The sequence below is a fragment of the Paenibacillus sp. Marseille-Q9583 genome, from assembly GCF_976954365.1.
This window is the reverse complement of record NZ_CDRJTB010000047.1, coordinates 1-15,336: the sequence shown is the minus strand read 5'-3', so window position 1 is coordinate 15,336 and position 15,336 is coordinate 1. Positions and strand designations below refer to the sequence as shown.

The following is a 15,336-nucleotide window of genomic DNA, read 5'->3' as shown; positions in this document are numbered from 1 at the left end:
AGTAGTATAATTAGATCGGACAATATTAGGATGGATTTGGAGGGGATCTTTTGAGTAAAAAGCAAGTGTTTACGGGTTCACCCTGGGAGTCGATGGTTGGATATTCTCGCGCCATCCGAATCGGCAATCGTATCGAAGTCGCAGGAACAACAGCCATGCAAGACGGGGAAGTAGTCGGTGTAGGAGATCCATACGCGCAGACGAAATTCATTCTACATACCATCGAAAAAGCGCTAAACCAGCTAGATGCTGATTTGTCGCATGTAATTAGAACAAGAATGTTCGTGACAGACATCTCACGCTGGGAAGAAGTTGGCAAAGCACACGGCGAATTTTTCAAAGATATTCAGCCTGTAGCAACCATGGTAGAGGTAAAAGCGCTTATTGATCCACTATTGTTAGTAGAAATAGAAGTCGAAGCAATCGTAGAATAGAGCTCGGACGTGGCATGGCACCTTCTTCACGGAAGGTGCTTTGTTTGCGTGTTCAGATGAAACGCGAGCGTGTCGCGGCTGACCTTTATGGTGTGGGGTATTTATACCCCTTCTTCCGGTAATATCGCCAGAATTCTTGGATTCTGGGGGATTTATCCCCCTCTTTTCGGCTATATGACAGGAATTACAGGATTCTAGTGTATTTATACCCTTCTTCCCTGCAATATGAGCCAATTTCGCACATTCTACGGGATTTATACCGTTATTTTCAGCTATATGAGCTAATTTCGCGCATTCTACAGGATTTATACCGCTCTTCTTCTTCGCATGAAGGTGTTTACTGAAATACTGGTCTTAAGTCAACTTTTGAGCGCTGAATTTATCTTTTACTCTAACACACCATTATTGAACCTGCTTCATCACATTGAGATCATTTTTTTCAAAACCAATTTCACCTATCATCTCAAAACCCATCAAGTCCCGTCATCTCAAGACCGCCGCCAAACCTCCTTCACCCAAGAGAGTAACTGAAGATCCTGACCATGTCCGGCGATAACCGACAATCCCAGCGGCAGTCCATTTGTAGAGAGCATAGGTAATGTTACTTGAGGTAGGCCTGCCAATCCAGCTATACAGCTCAACATCATCGCCCCACTACGGTTCTCCTCCAATTGACGCAAACCTCCTCCACGCAGTGGAGCAGGACCAGGTACTGTCGGAATCACAAGACAATTATCTTCCCCCAGCAGCTGGCGCAATTGAGTAGAAATCTCCGTTCGTTTATTCAGAGCGATACTGTGGTCCTTGCCAGTTAAGTTAGCAGCCCAAGAGAACCGTGCTGCAATATCTGGCCCAAAGAATGGTTCTACCTTCTCAATCCAGGCGCAATGGGTTGTCCAGATTTCACTACCCTGTAACTCTCGAAAAACATCCATCCAGACCTTCAATCCTTCTGGAGCAATTTCAGTTTCAAAGTAATGATAAGCACCAGTCCGCAAGCGGTTCAATCCATTTGCTAGAACACTCCCATCCTTTGGATCGACCAAATTCCAACAGTCCGTAGCGACAAATAAAGTCCCCATTTTCTTTTGTATTTTATTCTCCAATTCATCCTCTTCATTTTTTCTCCCATCGTTCTCTATATTCAATTTTAAATTTCCTTCAATACTCATCGTTACTTTTTCATCCATGCGCCCAATTCCAAGTAAAACCTCCCCAACCTTCTGGAGCACATCCATACGATCAGCCATCCAGCCTACTGTATCAAATTGCGGTGATAACGGGATCACACCTTCCATATTCACAGCACCATGCGTCGGTCGAAAGCCATATACCCCGCAATAGGCGGAAGGGACTCGAATAGAACCACCTGTATCTGTTCCGAGCGCAAAATCAACACTACCTGAAGCTACCGCTACTGCCGACCCACTAGAAGAACCACCCGGGATACAACCTGCGGCACGGGGATTTATGGGCGTTCCATAATGATGGTTCTCACCACCCAGACTGTACATCAGCTCATCCGTATGAGTCGCTCCTCGAAGCGTCGCTCCCGATTGGAGCAGCTGGCGCACTACTGCCGCATGTTCTGTAGAGGGATCGTGGCTCCGCAGCCAATCTGGATTACCTGCAGAAGAGTTGTGCCCTGCTATCGCATACACATCTTTTACAGCAAAGGCCATTCCGTCCAATATCCCATTCCCTAAACGTCCGACTGTTAGCTCAGAATCTATGAACGCGCCATACCGATTATCCAGAACCATAGCTCCATCCTCACCTCACCGTTCATTCTAAGATCTTAATCAACCAGTCTATCCTCTTAATCATTCCCCTGAGTTCTTTTCGTAGCACTACACTAGATTCTCCCATGACACTATTTTTACAAAATAATAGGAGCATCTCACCCTACCAACCTATCGCCGCGCCATCGCAGCGCGGGTCTGTCCCCCCACTACGATATCCATTGTCATCTATGGATATCGCGTGAGCATGACCCACGCTCCCGTCATATGCTTCCACTTTCCGTACAATATGACCGGCTCCCGCCAGATCTGCCAGCACCTCATCCGCTACCCGTCCCTCTACCTTCAGCTCCTGCGTAGGTTCCCCCCACGTTCTCCCCCATACAAAACGCGGTTCACTTACAGCCGTTTGCGGATTCATCCCATAATGCAGCATCCTAGTAAGTAGCAACGTTTGAGTCTGCGGCTGACCTTCACCACCTTGCGTACCATATAGAATCGCAGGTTTGCCCTCGCGGCAGGCCATGGCTGGCATCAGTGTGTGGAAGCTGCGCTTATGCGGTTCAAGCGTATTGATATGGCTCGGATCAAGCGAGAAAAACGAACCCCGATTCTGAAGCAGAATTCCTGTATTCCCAGCAACCACACCTGAGCCAAACTCAAAATACAGGCTCTGAATAAAGGAAACCGCATTTCCCTCCTCATCCACCACCGCAGCATATGCAGTATCACTACCAATAGGCTGACTTGTCAGCTGTGCCGCTTTTTGCATCGAGATCGTAGAGGCTAGTTGCCCTGCATAGTTCTTATCCAGCAACTGCACCAAAGGAATAGCACTAAAATCCGGATCTGTAAGCACTCTATCCCGATCACGAAAACTCAGCTTCAGCGCTTCAACAAGCAGGTGGTAATATTCATAAGAGCCATGCTCGATTTCTCCAAAATTAAAATGCTCCAATATATTAAGACTCATCAGTCCCGTAAACCCTTGAGAGTTTGGCGGCACTTGATACACCTTATGCCCATGATATTCCGCATGAATCGGCTCGACCCAATTCCCATGATGATCCGCGAAATCATCCCGTGTGAGATAGCCCCCAGTTGCCAGCATATAATCACAAATATCTCCAGCAATCTTCCCCTTATAAAAAGCGTCCCGTCCACCCGCAGTCAACGTCCTCAGGGTTGTCGCCAGTTGTGTCTGCTGAAATCTCGATCCAGCAGACACAGCCACTCCACCCGGCATATAAATCGCGGACGCCTCCGCCGACAACGCTGCTCCAGCAAACAGCGTATTATTCCGCTGGTCCGGCGACAGCGGAAACCCACTCTGAGCATAGCCGATGGCTGGCTCCAGCACCTCTGCCAGCGTTAAGCGGCCATACTTACTGAGCATGGCGTCCCAGCTATCCACCATCCCCGGCACGGTGATGGCACTGCGGATCCCCCGCCTCGGAATAGCTCCCTCTCCGGCATAACAACTTCTGCGAACTCCGTAACCCGACCGTCCACTTCCGTTATACGCCCGGACACGCGCCTCTTCTGCGCTATAGGTCAACCAGAACGAATCCCCACCAAGCCCCGTCATATGCGGGTAAACTACAGCGAGCGTCGCACTAACCGCCACCGCCGCATCAAAGGCATTCCCCCCTTTTCCCAAAATGCGCGCACCCGCAGCCGAAGCTAAATAATGAGGGCTGACGACCATTGTTTTTGTGCCTATTACAGGTTTCTCCGCCATGTTCCCCACTCCCTATTAACTTCTCACTTAATTAGTGTCATTTAACATTACATAAAAATCCCTTGTCAATCGGTTATGCTAAACCTCAAAATAACCATCCTCTTTTTGTGATTCATGCACAAAGATTAGCTAATTTCTATTCAGCCTCGTAGCTTCACACATATGAATTGTATAGAATGGGCTCTAAACACAAAGGGAGGTCTCACGTGATATCCATCCATAAAGATTATGTACAATTAGCTATCGCCATGTTCAGAACTGGGATTGTCGGCTATGGCGGAGGGCCTTCCGTGATTCCATTAATCCGGCATGATGCGGTAACTCGCTATACTTGGCTGAGCGACGATGAATTCGGGGAGACATTGGCGATTGCCAACGCGCTACCGGGACCTATTGCTACTAAAATGGCTGCTTATCTTGGATATAAACTTCGAGGAGTTAGGGGGGCGATACTGTCAGTTTTGGCACATATTTTACCTAGCTGCCTGGCCATGATCATACTGTTATCGGCTGTAAATTATTTAAGTAGCTCAAAAGTAGTAGCTGGAATGATCGCGGGGGTATCTCCTGTCATTGCTGTCATGTTAGGAATAATGGCATATGAGTTTGCGCAAAAAGCTTATAAAGGGCTAGGAAAATATCTCAGCGCTGTCTTCATCCTTCTCGCCTTACTTCTGCTACAAATAATTCACATACATCCAGCTCTCGTAATCGTACTTTTTCTAGGTTACGGAGCCGTTCATTACCGGATCATCGCGAAGCAACAACAAGGAGGATCAAATTGATGGACTGGTTAGAGCTCATATACGGATTTTTCATGGCGAATTTGCTTGGATACGGCGGTGGTCCTTCCTCTATTCCATTGATGTATCAAGAAATCGTTCCCCATTACGGCTGGCTGACCGATGAACAATTCTCTAACATGCTTGCACTTGGCAATGCACTGCCTGGCCCGATTGCTACCAAAATCGCAGCTTACGTCGGCTATGATGTCTACGGCTGGTTAGGACTCATCGTAGCTTTGTTATCAACCGTCTTGCCCTCCGCAGTAGCGCTTATTATCCTATTAGAGGTCATGCAAAAATACAAGCAATCCCCCGTAGTGAAAGGGATGACATTGCTTGTTCAACCGGTTATTGCAGTTATGATGGCTGCGCTCACTTGGACAATGGTCAAAGGTCCCACGAACTCTATCGGAATCTGGCAAACACTGTTCATTGCCACAATCGCATTCTGGGCCATCAAGCGGCTTAAGCTGCATCCTGCCTTTGTCATCTTAGCCGCTTTTGCCTATGGTGGTCTGGTACTCCGCTACACGGTCTAACTAATCTATTTTAAAATATATTGTGACAATACCGCCTGTACCTCATAAATATTCACGGATTTATTAAAGGTCTTCTTGAGTGGCACAGTGCTACTGGAAATATAGATACATAACTCCGCATCCAGATCAAAGTGCCCTGCCGTCTCCACGGAATAATGCGAGATGCTTTTGTATGGGATGGAATGATAGTCCGTCTTTTTCCCCGTCAGTCCCTGTTTATCCACTAGAATCAGTCGTTTGTCTGTAAAAATAAACATATCTCTAATCAGCTTGTAGGCTCGTTCAATTTTCTCTTGAGGGGCAAGGATTTGTGCATATTCCCGTTGTACCTCCGCTAGATTTACTTGTGATGCATTACCCATCAATCCGTCAAAAAGTGCCATATAACTTCCCCTTTTCCTCTGTTATTTTTAGTGACTTGTCTCCTCCCATATAGAACCATATTATTCCACATTTCATATTCTATGCAGTGTAAAACTTCGCTCTGACATCTTTTTACTTGCTAAATTTCCGATTATTGTTTACACTGTCATTAAATTTGTTAAGAAAGGGGTGTGGAAGGAATGGATCACAATTGGACCAACAGTGTTATGAGTCGGCTACCTAAAGCGATAGCTGGCATTGCTCATGTAAATGGCGATAACGGGAGAAGTCTGTCCATTTCCATGAATTTAATAGCACTACACAATTGTGAAATGCCTTTCCTGCCATCACCCGGACGGATCAGTTAACCGGAGAATGATAAGGCCGTGGGGAAATTTCCCTACGGTCTTTTTTTATGGTTTTTTACAGAATTCCAGTTTCGATTTAGGGTTCTGGCGGTGCAAAGGGCATTCTTAAAGGAGAATATATATGATTATTCAATGCCAAAATGTTCAAAAATACCACGGTGCACAGCTCGTACTAAATAGCATCACCTTCGATATCCGCCAAGGAGAAAAAATCGGTCTAATCGGCCGCAATGGCTGCGGTAAAACTACGCTTTTCCACTTACTGAATGGCGAAGAGCGCCCCGATCAAGGGCAAATCTCAATTCGCAAAGGTAGTGTAGTAGGAATGCTGGCTCAAATTCAAGAGGTTAACGAAAAAGAAACCGTATATGAAGTTCTACAACGTAGCTTTGCTGAACCTTTGCAATGGCAACAACGCCTACGAGAGCTGGAGCTTGAAATGTCCACCTTCAATACCGAAACGGATGAAACGATATGGAATCGACTGCTGAAAGAATATGGTAGCCTTCAGGATAAATTTGAGACCGCAGGAGGCTACGAAATTGAATCCACCATTCAACGAGTTGCCATTGGTCTAGGAATCGGAACTGGGCAATATAACCGACTCTTCTCCTCTCTTTCTGGCGGCGAGAAAACTAAAGTCGGACTCGCAGAACTGCTGCTGCGTAGACCTGATGTACTTCTACTCGATGAGCCAACCAATCATCTGGACATGAACGCCATTGAGTGGTTAGAGCAGTACTTACAGAGCTATGACGGTACAGTGCTAGCCATTTCCCATGATCGTTACTTCCTCGATGCTGTAGTCAAGAAAGTGATCGAGATTGAGGATGGCGAGGCTTTTACCTTCCATACCAACTACAGCGGCTATCAAATAGAGAAGGAAACACGTCTACTTCAACAATTTGCTGATTATCAAGAACAACAAAAAAAAATAAAGCAAATGCAGGAGAGCATCAAACGCCTCATCGAATTTGGGAATCGGGGAACTCCCCCAAACCCTGCCTTTTACCGGCGAGCAGCTTCCATGCAAAAAGCACTGGATCGTATGGTAAAGGTTAAACGTCCTATTCTAGAGCGCAAATCGATGGATTTGCAGCTACAGCAAAATGATCGCTCCGGGAATCAAGTCGTCATACTAGAGGATATCGGTAAGGCATATGGAGAGCGAAGCCTGTTTACAAACGCAAACGAAGTTCTGCGCTACGGAGAGACTACGGCACTTATCGGTGGTAACGGGGCAGGGAAAAGTACGCTTTTAAGAATTATATTAGGTCAGGAGACGCCAGACACCGGAAGCTGCACACTTGGTTCAAGAACTGCCCTCGGCTATCTCGCGCAAGAGGCTGTCCCTGACAATAACAAACAATCCGTACTCCGCTACTTCCGTGAAGAGGCTGGACTAGAAGAAGGTGAAGCGCGCGGGCAGCTCGCACGTTTCCTATTCTATGGTGCCGATGTTTTCAAAGACATCACGAATCTATCCGGAGGGGAATGGACCCGCCTGCGTTTCGCTGTGTTAATGCATCGTAAACCAAACCTGTTAATTCTGGATGAACCAACGAACCATCTAGATATTGACTCCCGGGAAGCGCTAGAGGAAGCGTTAGAGGAATTCCCAGGTACAGTGCTAGCCGTTTCACATGACCGCTATTTCATTAATCGTCTGTTCCATAAGCTCTGGTCCATTGAAAGTGGACGATTTGGAGTTTTCAACGGCAACTATGAGTATTACAAGGAGAAGCAAGCTGAACAGGCGTTAGCAGCACCAGTCTCTTTTCCTGATCAGCCTAAACCTTTCTCTTCAGATGGAACCACTGCACGCTCCGGTAAGCCTCAATCTAACCGTTCCGTGAATGTTAATGTCACCACGGCTAACTCGTCCAGTTCCCGCAAGAAGAGTATCCACTTTGATTGGGAAAAGGCTATTGCCGAAGTTGAGGATCAGCTTGGGGAAATCGATGCCAAAATGCTAGATCCACTGATCAGTAGCAATGCGGCAGAGCTCGCCGAGCTACAGAAAGAACGCGATGCAGTGCAAGAGCAACTAGATGAGCTCTATGCGGGCTGGATGGAAACTGCGGGACACTAACGATTATCAAATGAGGAGATACGGATATGAGCAATGAATCGAAAATTAAGCTTTTTTGGGAAGAATACACCCAGCTTCATCCACAGGCAGCGGATAACTACGAGGCTTGGGCCTTTGGCGACAGTCCGCAAATGGCCGATGAACTGCTAGATCTGGTGATCCGTAGGATTAAGACAGGAACCGCTTCGAACTATGAAATTTATGCAGTCTGTGACGAGACCTTACCAGAAATTGGCCAACATAGTATCCTGCTGGACGGCCGTGGTAATCCGCAAGCAGTGATCGTTACGACAGATGTGCAAATTACACCTTTTGATGAGGTAGGCGCTGACTTTGCCTATAGCGAAGGCGAGGATGACAGAACGCTAGAGTCGTGGCGCCTTGAGCATGAGAAGTTCTTCAGCAGAGAATCCTTAGCGTTCTTGAAGAAGCCTTTTGATCCAAAGATGAAGGTGGTTTGCGAGAACTTTAGACTGGTTTATTCGAAATCTTGAGAAACTCAGGAAACTAAAAAGGCGGCCTCTTCAGTTACGAAGAGACCGCCTTTGATGTATACTATACAACTAATAGAGTTAGATAATTATTAAAATACGGCTCAGCGCCAAAACCCCAGAATCCAGCCAATCACAGAGATCCATAACGGAATGCTGATTAAGATACCCCAAACCAGCCCAGTGGCAATATTGCCCTCTGCAGGACGCACCACATTTTCCTGTTTCAATGGAATGCTCAACTCTTCTTGTTCCATGCGATCCCCTCCTAAAATTCTTATCGTCACAGTAGAGGAAAAAATGTAGACCGCTCGACCTAAAAGCTTAGAATGCCAACATTGTAAGTGCTTACATAATAGTTATTACCCATCATTTACATCATTAAAAACATCACTTTACGGAAGTCATACATAATATGCAAATTCTTAGTCCAATATTACTACTTTTTCTGGATTTCGTAAATATTCAAACATCGTTCCAATCTGTTCAATTGTATTCCTCTCTAATGAGAGCTCAGGCAGTTCATCTTCAGCAAAAAAGGATACTTCACTCGTCTCCACCCCTTGCAGCGCCTCGCCGCCTACAATTCTGCACAAAATAAAAAACTTATACACGTGATACGGCTCCGGAGGATGGTTATGAAACTTCTTATCTAAAACAGCCAGCAAGCGAATTGCTTCTGTCTCAAATCCTGATTCTTCCCCAATTTCCTTAACAACGACTTCACTAGGTGACAGACCGATGTCTCCCCAGCCCCCGGGAAGCGCCCACTTTCCATCTAATTTCTCGCGGACAAGCAGGATTCTGTCATCCTGAAAAACAACACCACGGATATCCACCTTCGGCGTAGAATAGCCACCCTCACTAGCAAAGGAGAGTCTTATTCTCTCCTTGCTTTCGAACGTATAATTAGCGAGGATATCTACACTTAGCTCCCGCAAAGCTTGATACCGTTCTATATCATAGACATCTTTAGCGTAAGTTAGTCCAGTCTGTGCGATGGCCTGTATTTCTTTAGCCCAGGTTAACCATTTCTGCTCCATTGCTGCACCCCTTTAAATAACTTGATTCGGATTACTGGCAAAGCATTAAATGACGGGAGAACAAACCTTTTTTAGCTTCACAGCGGTCTATAATCATAAATCCAGCTTCATTGATCATCTCATCCATGGGTTCAATCGCAACGATAACTACCCGATCTGCAATCCGGCGCGCATTCACTAGAATCGCAAACTGTTCTTCAGGTGTAATACTAGAATATAGATTATAAGGCATATCTACAATAGCTACGTCGTAATGTTCTGTGATGTCAGCAATATCCCCAAGCGTTACCTCACTTGTGAATCCAAAATGAGCAATATTCGTTCTGGCACCGATCGCGATCTGTGGGTTAATGTCACGTCCAACCATATTGATTCCCATCGATAGAGCTTCTACCATTACTGTTCCGATGCCGCAGCAAGGATCGATAGCTCGTATACCTTCCGGATTCGGAACGGCTATATTGACCGCAGCACGGGCTACACGTGTACTAAGTGCGATAGAGTAGCTACGCGGCTTTTTCATTTGACGGAACCAGGTGGCCTTGTTCTTATGATAAGATCCAAAGTACCAGCGACCGCCCAGCGTAACAATACCGTATACCAACTGAGGGTGGTTTACATCAGCTTCCCCTTCAATCCGCAGCCCAATTTCCCGCTCGATCACTCTGCGCTCATCATATTCTATCTTGTCCGCAGGGGACAGATCATTGGTCTTCACAAAAATAACCTTAAATGTCTTACCGCCAAGCTCCACCTGCTCCGTTTGATCATAAATCTCAGGCAAGCTGTCTCCCTCGTACATAACATCAATTCGTTCTTTAATGAAGGGACTGCGGCTGACATCCACCTCTACCTCACTCTTAAAGATTGAAGAAGGTACTTCCTCTCCAAAAAGACAACGAAGCTCCATCTGACATAGCGATAACTCGTCCTCTGAACAGGTGTATGTATATAAAAATGTGTTTTTTTCACTTTTCTTTTGCAAAATAATCCATCCTCTATCCCAGTAAATTGTACACCTAGCTTGCTACTCCTACATTTCGTGCTGACGATCATACCCTATACGCGCTTTGGAGATTTCAGCGTTGTTTCTATTAACCCATTCCACTAGGGAAGTTAAAGGATCCAGCAAGGACTCTCCTAAACTTGTCAGACCATATTCAACAGTCAAAGGTACCGTAGGCGTAACTTTACGCCAAACTATACCATCTCGTTCTAAATGACGCAGGGTTTGGGTCAGCATCCGTTGTGATATACCACCAGAACGCCGCTGCAGTTCTTTAAACCGCAGTGCTTCTGCACCCAAATTAACAATGATGAGCACACTCCATTTGTCCCCAACCCTGTCGAGAATCTGGCGGGTGATGGAGCAATCCTCTTGCGTCGGCATTAGCCGAATGGGTTCGTCCATTGAATGTTCCAAAGTGGTTACCTCCATGTAACTTAAGCATGTAATAGTGCCTTCTTGTCCCTTAAACTTAATCAGCTTATCATGGTTACTGTTAGTAATCAACAACCGGAAAGGAACTATTAATTACGAAAAAAGCTCCGGTCACGAGGATCAGATAAGACGTCTTTCTAATCGCTTTTGATCCATAGTGAGTTCTCCAGTATAATGATTCCTATAGAATGCTAAACAAGACGGTCACGCATGGCGATGAAGCTCATGCCCAGGCGCTTACGAAGCCGGTTTTGCGCAGCAAAACTTAAGGAGGTACATACTCACTATGTCATACGAAACGTATTTTTCAACGCACCGGGATGAACATCTCGAAGAACTAAAACAATGGCTCAAGATTCCAAGTATTTCTGCCTTGTCTGAGCATAAGGACGATGTACTAGCTGCAGCCCATTGGCTGACAGACACACTAAAGAAGGCCGGACTTGAGAACATTGAACTTCATCCGACAGCGGGACATCCCGTCATATATGCTGACTATCTTCATGCTCCGGGTAAGCCAACCATTCTTGTATACGGCCACTACGATGTGCAGCCAGTAGATCCGCTAAACCTGTGGACTACACCTCCGTTTGAACCAGAAATCCGTGACGGCAAGCTGTATGCACGCGGAGCAACGGATGACAAAGGACAAGTATTCATTCACCTCAAAGCGATTGAAGCAATCCTGAAACAAGAAGGTACTCTTCCTGTTAACATCAAGCTCTGCATCGAAGGTGAAGAAGAAATCGGCAGCGCAAATCTCCCTCCATTCCTGGAAGCTAACAAAGAGAAGCTGGCTGCGGATGCGGTGCTAGTCTCCGATACTTCCCTGCTGGAACGTGGTCGCCCTGCAATTTGCACTGGGCTACGTGGCCTAGGATCACTCGAAGTGAGCGTAACTACAGCTCTTACAGACCTGCACTCCGGTTCTTACGGTGGTGGCGTTCCGAATGCACTGCACGCTCTTGTGTCCCTGCTCAGCTCCCTTCATGACGACAAAGGCCGTGTTTCAGTGGAAGGCTTCTATGATGGTGTACCTGAGCTTTCTCCAATGCTTCGTGAGGAATTCGTGAAGCAAGGCGTGAATGAAGATAAAATCCGTGAAGGACTTGGACTCGATGCGTTATATGGCGAAGAAGGCTATTCCTTTGTAGAACGTATTGGTGCTCGACCTACCCTTGAGCTTAACGGTGTCTATGGCGGCTTCCAAGGCGAAGGAAGCAAGACCGTTATTCCAAAAGAAGCACATGCCAAGATTACTTGCCGTCTCGTTGGCGATCAGGATCCACAGCATGTTCTTGATGCTGTTGAAGCGCATCTGAAGGCTAATATTCAAACCGGAGCAAAAGTCCATGTGACGCAAATGGAGAAGGCACGTGCCTTTAACATTGATCCATCGAACCCTATTCTGCAAACTGCAGCAGACGCTTACGGCAAAGTATACGGAACCCGTGCCCTCTTCACCAAAGACGGTGGCTCCATTCCGATCATGGAAAGCTTCTCCCGTGTACTTGAAGCACCAGTGGTCCTGATGGGCTTTGGCCTAGATGATGAGAACCTGCATGCACCGGATGAGCATTTCAACCTTGAGAACTTTGATAAGGGACTGCTCACCATTGTTGAGTTCTTGAAGACTGTTTAAGAGAAACAGGTAGTATAACAAAGCCAGACTCCTCTTCATTGAGGAGCCTGGCTTTTTGATATCTAAGAATAGTTCATAACCAAACCATCAATCAAAACATAAAAAATCCTTGCATCGCAAGGATTTGGAAGTTTAAATTATGGAGCGGGTGATGGGAATCGAACCCACGCTATCAGCTTGGAAGGCTGAAGTTCTACCATTGAACTACACCCGCATTAGAAAGTGAGTACAAGAGATATTGTATCACCCCCATAAATAAAAATCAACATTTTTTATTCAAGCATAAACGCCTTCGGCGTTCTTATAAGGACGCCGAAGGCGTTTATGCGAAATATAAGAAATAGAGTACGGTGTGAAACTTATACTTTCTTATACTTTCTTATACTTTACAAGGAAGCGCCGAGAGGAGCCTTTTTCAAAAATGAGGTCTCAAATTCAGTTGCTTGAATAGGTTTACTGAACAAGAACCCTTGAGCTTCATGGCAATGCTGCTCACGCAAAAACTGTAGCTGCTCCTTGTTCTCCACCCCTTCTGCGGTAACCTTAAGCTTCAAATGATGCGCCATAGAAGTAATAGTGGAGACTATTGCCGCATTATTACTATCCTCCATAACCTCGGAGACAAACGATCTGTCAATCTTTAGCCTGTCGATCGGCATATTCTTCAAATAGTGCAATGAGCTATAACCTGTACCAAAATCATCGATGCTAATGAACACACCTAGTTCTTTCAAGCGCTTCAGCTGATCAAAAGCCGTTTCTTTATCCAAGGTCATACTCTCTGTAATTTCAAGATCAACATAACATGGATCCAAACCAATATCGGTCAGAATGGTATGAATTTTACCAGCCAGGTTCGGCTGAAGGAATTGACGCATAGATAAGTTGATAGAGACGCATATCGGCTGGTAGCCTGCTAGCTGCCACTGTTTATTTTGCAGGCACGCCGTCTTCAGTACCCATTCCCCAATGGGAACAATTAGCCCGCTATCCTCAGCTAATGGAATGAACTCATTAGGTGAGACAATACCACGCTTAGGATGATTCCAGCGTAATAAAGCTTCCATCCCTACAATCTCTTCTGTCTCCAGCTGCACCTTTGGCTGATATAAGAGATAGAACTCATTTCGCTCAAGTGCTCTTCGAAGGTCATTTTCCAGCTTCAGGCGTTCCTTTGCCTTCATCTGCATGGCTGGGATATAACGACGAATCTCCACGCCCTGTTCCTTCGCATTATGAACAGCAGTATCCGCATTTTGAATGAGATGTTCAGCAGTTTCCCCGTCACCGGGATAAATACTCATCCCCAAGCTGAGTGAGATATGGTACTCGCCAGATTCTATGTTAACGGGGGCTTCAAATAATCTGAGCAACTCTGTAGCTCGTGCCAAGCATTCTCCAAGACTTGCTCTTTCTGTCATTAGAAAAGCAAACTCATCCGCTCCCATACTATACAGCTCTTCACTGGATCTAGCCTCATTACTGAGACGCTCAGACACCAATTTCAATAAAAGGTCTCCGGCATAATGACCCAGAGAGTCATTTATATTCTTAAAATGATTAATATTCATAATGGCCAAAGCTGAGAATTGATCATTTGTGTCCGTCTCTCCAGCATCAATCATTTCTTCTACACGCTGTGTCAGCCGACGTCTATTAGGAAGTCCTGTTAAATCATCATGATACGCCAAATAATTGATCCGTTCTTCGGCCAACTGTTTCTCGTAAAATGGCTCTTCAATTGTCAGGCGATACACGCCGGTAAGCAACTGGTAATAAGCAATTCCGCTACATAACATCCCAAAGAGATTATCAATATTTCCGCCACTTATGGGAGTCATAAAAAAAGCCTGGCCTAGCGAGAAAAAGATAAGTGCCCGAATAATAACAAGCAGCGAGGCTGACTTTTCATTATTCCCAGGAAATACGATGACAGCAACACCTGCTAAATAAACAAAAAGCACTGCCAGATCAACGAATTGTTTAAGTGTACTCATCCAAGGCTTAGTAAATAACTCAGGCACTGCCGAGTGGATAAATACAAATAATGCGATGAAGAGCACGATCAACATGAAGGCGATTCTGAATACATTTCTTTTTTCGGTAACGGTCACAGGTTTGTCTTCTCTACTAAAAATAAACAATATACCTAGCCCGCTGGATAGTCGTGAAAAGGTAAGCAGCCACCTTGATTCCTCAGGGGTTATAAACGATGAAATCAATGGAAATGCTACAAAGCCGAGTGTATGCAAGAAATCAATAATACATACTCCACCAAAAAGAGCTGCGACATATAATCTTCCTTTAGATAATCTGCTAGAGAAGAACAACCAGCCCTGTGCAAATATCGCAAATCCAAAAGCAACAGTACAACAGCCGACAATGAGATAGAGTGCAGAAATAATATCCCAATTGTCCAATCGGTTTAACGATGTATGGAAAATTTGAATGAATAGGAACAGTAAGGCTCCTACAATAGCCGCTTGAATTGTCTTTTTCTCTTCTTGTCTCATAGATCCCTCGCGTCTGAAAATGATGTCGATTATTAAGCAACTATGTATAGTCTTGTCCTATGTATAAATATCGGCTAGATCGGTCTTTAAAGTTACATTTCTTTTGTGAGGTCGTATTTTTATGGCGATTATTCATAAATCT

Annotated in this window: 15 protein-coding genes and 1 tRNA gene; 7 read left to right on the top strand and 9 right to left on the bottom strand. The window is 45.5% G+C overall.

Annotated elements, in window-relative coordinates; translation table 11 throughout:
• Nucleotides 1-50 precede the first annotated feature (50 nt).
• Nucleotides 51-434 carry a RidA family protein gene (locus ACWNM1_RS19950; protein ID WP_449602349.1) on the top strand — a complete coding sequence of 128 codons (384 nt, stop codon included), beginning with the start codon at nucleotides 51-53 and terminating at the stop codon, nucleotides 432-434.
• Nucleotides 435-922: 488 nt separating this feature from the next.
• On the opposite strand, the gene ACWNM1_RS19945 is transcribed toward ACWNM1_RS19950, so the two are convergent.
• Both ACWNM1_RS19945 and ggt read right to left on the bottom strand, forming a co-directional pair.
• Entirely contained in the window at nucleotides 923-2,197 is a 1,275-nt protein-coding gene (locus ACWNM1_RS19945) for an amidase family protein (protein WP_449602348.1), read from the bottom strand.
• 142 nt (nucleotides 2,198-2,339) lie between these two features.
• Nucleotides 2,340-3,917: a gamma-glutamyltransferase gene (gene ggt / locus ACWNM1_RS19940; protein ID WP_449602347.1), complete on the bottom strand. Its 1,578-nt coding sequence runs from the start codon at nucleotides 3,915-3,917 to the stop codon at nucleotides 2,340-2,342.
• Nucleotides 3,918-4,123: 206 nt separating this feature from the next.
• Between ggt and ACWNM1_RS19935 the strand changes: the two genes are divergently transcribed.
• Together ACWNM1_RS19935 and ACWNM1_RS19930 are read left to right on the top strand one after the other, a co-directional pair.
• On the top strand, nucleotides 4,124-4,702 hold the full coding sequence (locus ACWNM1_RS19935) for a chromate transporter (protein ID WP_427469123.1): 579 nt from the start codon (nucleotides 4,124-4,126) through the stop codon (nucleotides 4,700-4,702).
• Nucleotides 4,702-5,241, top strand: coding sequence for a chromate transporter (locus ACWNM1_RS19930; RefSeq protein WP_449602346.1), 540 nt, complete (start codon nucleotides 4,702-4,704; stop codon nucleotides 5,239-5,241). The genes ACWNM1_RS19935 and ACWNM1_RS19930 overlap by 1 nt, the downstream gene beginning before the upstream one ends.
• A 5-nt stretch (nucleotides 5,242-5,246) precedes the next feature.
• Here the strand turns inward: ACWNM1_RS19930 and ACWNM1_RS19925 are convergent, their stop codons facing one another.
• A complete protein-coding gene (locus tag ACWNM1_RS19925; RefSeq protein ID WP_060625452.1) occupies nucleotides 5,247-5,624 on the bottom strand; it encodes a PH domain-containing protein in 378 nt (125 codons plus the stop codon).
• A 180-nt stretch (nucleotides 5,625-5,804) separates the two neighbouring features.
• On the opposite strand from ACWNM1_RS19925, the gene ACWNM1_RS19920 reads away from it, so the two are divergent.
• The 3 genes from ACWNM1_RS19920 to ACWNM1_RS19910 all read left to right on the top strand — a co-directional run bounded on the left by ACWNM1_RS19920 (nucleotide 5,805) and on the right by ACWNM1_RS19910 (nucleotide 8,558).
• Complete coding sequence (locus ACWNM1_RS19920; protein WP_449602345.1) at nucleotides 5,805-5,972, top strand: hypothetical protein; 168 nt, start codon at nucleotides 5,805-5,807, stop codon at nucleotides 5,970-5,972.
• 121 nt (nucleotides 5,973-6,093) lie between these two features.
• A complete protein-coding gene (locus ACWNM1_RS19915) occupies nucleotides 6,094-8,064 on the top strand; it encodes an ABC-F family ATP-binding cassette domain-containing protein (RefSeq protein ID WP_449602344.1) in 1,971 nt (656 codons plus the stop codon).
• A 26-nt stretch (nucleotides 8,065-8,090) separates the two neighbouring features.
• The gene (locus ACWNM1_RS19910; RefSeq protein WP_449602343.1) at nucleotides 8,091-8,558 is read left to right on the top strand and encodes an ASCH domain-containing protein; all 468 of its coding nucleotides are present in this window, start codon (nucleotides 8,091-8,093) and stop codon (nucleotides 8,556-8,558) included.
• A gap of 101 nt (nucleotides 8,559-8,659) precedes the next feature.
• Here ACWNM1_RS19910 and ACWNM1_RS19905 read toward each other — a convergent pair whose 3' ends face one another.
• The 4 genes from ACWNM1_RS19905 to ACWNM1_RS19890 all read right to left on the bottom strand — a co-directional run bounded on the left by ACWNM1_RS19905 (nucleotide 8,660) and on the right by ACWNM1_RS19890 (nucleotide 11,021).
• On the bottom strand, nucleotides 8,660-8,812 hold the full coding sequence (locus tag ACWNM1_RS19905) for a hypothetical protein (protein ID WP_156113065.1): 153 nt from the start codon (nucleotides 8,810-8,812) through the stop codon (nucleotides 8,660-8,662).
• A gap of 168 nt (nucleotides 8,813-8,980) precedes the next feature.
• Complete coding sequence (locus ACWNM1_RS19900; RefSeq protein ID WP_449602342.1) at nucleotides 8,981-9,598, bottom strand: NUDIX hydrolase; 618 nt, start codon at nucleotides 9,596-9,598, stop codon at nucleotides 8,981-8,983.
• Nucleotides 9,599-9,629: 31 nt separating this feature from the next.
• Nucleotides 9,630-10,583: a TRM11 family SAM-dependent methyltransferase gene (locus ACWNM1_RS19895; protein WP_449602341.1), complete on the bottom strand. Its 954-nt coding sequence runs from the start codon at nucleotides 10,581-10,583 to the stop codon at nucleotides 9,630-9,632.
• Nucleotides 10,584-10,631: 48 nt separating this feature from the next.
• The gene (locus tag ACWNM1_RS19890; RefSeq protein WP_449602340.1) at nucleotides 10,632-11,021 is read right to left on the bottom strand and encodes a winged helix-turn-helix transcriptional regulator; all 390 of its coding nucleotides are present in this window, start codon (nucleotides 11,019-11,021) and stop codon (nucleotides 10,632-10,634) included.
• Between the two features lie 304 nt (nucleotides 11,022-11,325).
• Here ACWNM1_RS19890 and ACWNM1_RS19885 point away from each other — a divergent pair, with 304 nt between their 5' ends.
• Nucleotides 11,326-12,681, top strand: a complete 1,356-nt coding sequence (locus ACWNM1_RS19885) for a dipeptidase (RefSeq protein ID WP_339269469.1) — start codon at nucleotides 11,326-11,328, stop codon at nucleotides 12,679-12,681.
• A gap of 140 nt (nucleotides 12,682-12,821) precedes the next feature.
• Here the strand turns inward: ACWNM1_RS19885 and ACWNM1_RS19880 are convergent.
• Nucleotides 12,822-12,895, bottom strand: a tRNA-Gly gene (locus tag ACWNM1_RS19880).
• A 172-nt stretch (nucleotides 12,896-13,067) separates the two neighbouring features.
• Nucleotides 13,068-15,194 carry a putative bifunctional diguanylate cyclase/phosphodiesterase gene (locus tag ACWNM1_RS19875; RefSeq protein WP_449602339.1) on the bottom strand — a complete coding sequence of 709 codons (2,127 nt, stop codon included), beginning with the start codon at nucleotides 15,192-15,194 and terminating at the stop codon, nucleotides 13,068-13,070.
• Between the last annotated feature and the right edge of the window lie 142 nt (nucleotides 15,195-15,336).

Bases quoted from the DNA above. Each gene is read 5' to 3' on its own strand.
- ACWNM1_RS19925 (WP_060625452.1), bottom strand. From the start codon at position 5,624: ATGGCACTTTTTGACGGATTGATGGGTAATGCATCACAAGTAAATCTA.
- ACWNM1_RS19885 (WP_339269469.1), top strand. From the start codon at position 11,326: ATGTCATACGAAACGTATTTTTCAACGCACCGGGATGAACATCTCGAA.
- ACWNM1_RS19915 (WP_449602344.1), top strand. From the start codon at position 6,094: ATGATTATTCAATGCCAAAATGTTCAAAAATACCACGGTGCACAGCTC.
- ggt (WP_449602347.1), bottom strand. From the start codon at position 3,917: ATGGCGGAGAAACCTGTAATAGGCACAAAAACAATGGTCGTCAGCCCT.
- ACWNM1_RS19910 (WP_449602343.1), top strand. From the start codon at position 8,091: ATGAGCAATGAATCGAAAATTAAGCTTTTTTGGGAAGAATACACCCAG.
- ACWNM1_RS19905 (WP_156113065.1), bottom strand. From the start codon at position 8,812: ATGGAACAAGAAGAGTTGAGCATTCCATTGAAACAGGAAAATGTGGTG.
- ACWNM1_RS19930 (WP_449602346.1), top strand. From the start codon at position 4,702: ATGGACTGGTTAGAGCTCATATACGGATTTTTCATGGCGAATTTGCTT.
- ACWNM1_RS19920 (WP_449602345.1), top strand. From the start codon at position 5,805: ATGGATCACAATTGGACCAACAGTGTTATGAGTCGGCTACCTAAAGCG.
- ACWNM1_RS19945 (WP_449602348.1), bottom strand. From the start codon at position 2,197: ATGGTTCTGGATAATCGGTATGGCGCGTTCATAGATTCTGAGCTAACA.
- ACWNM1_RS19900 (WP_449602342.1), bottom strand. From the start codon at position 9,598: ATGGAGCAGAAATGGTTAACCTGGGCTAAAGAAATACAGGCCATCGCA.
- ACWNM1_RS19875 (WP_449602339.1), bottom strand. From the start codon at position 15,194: ATGAGACAAGAAGAGAAAAAGACAATTCAAGCGGCTATTGTAGGAGCC.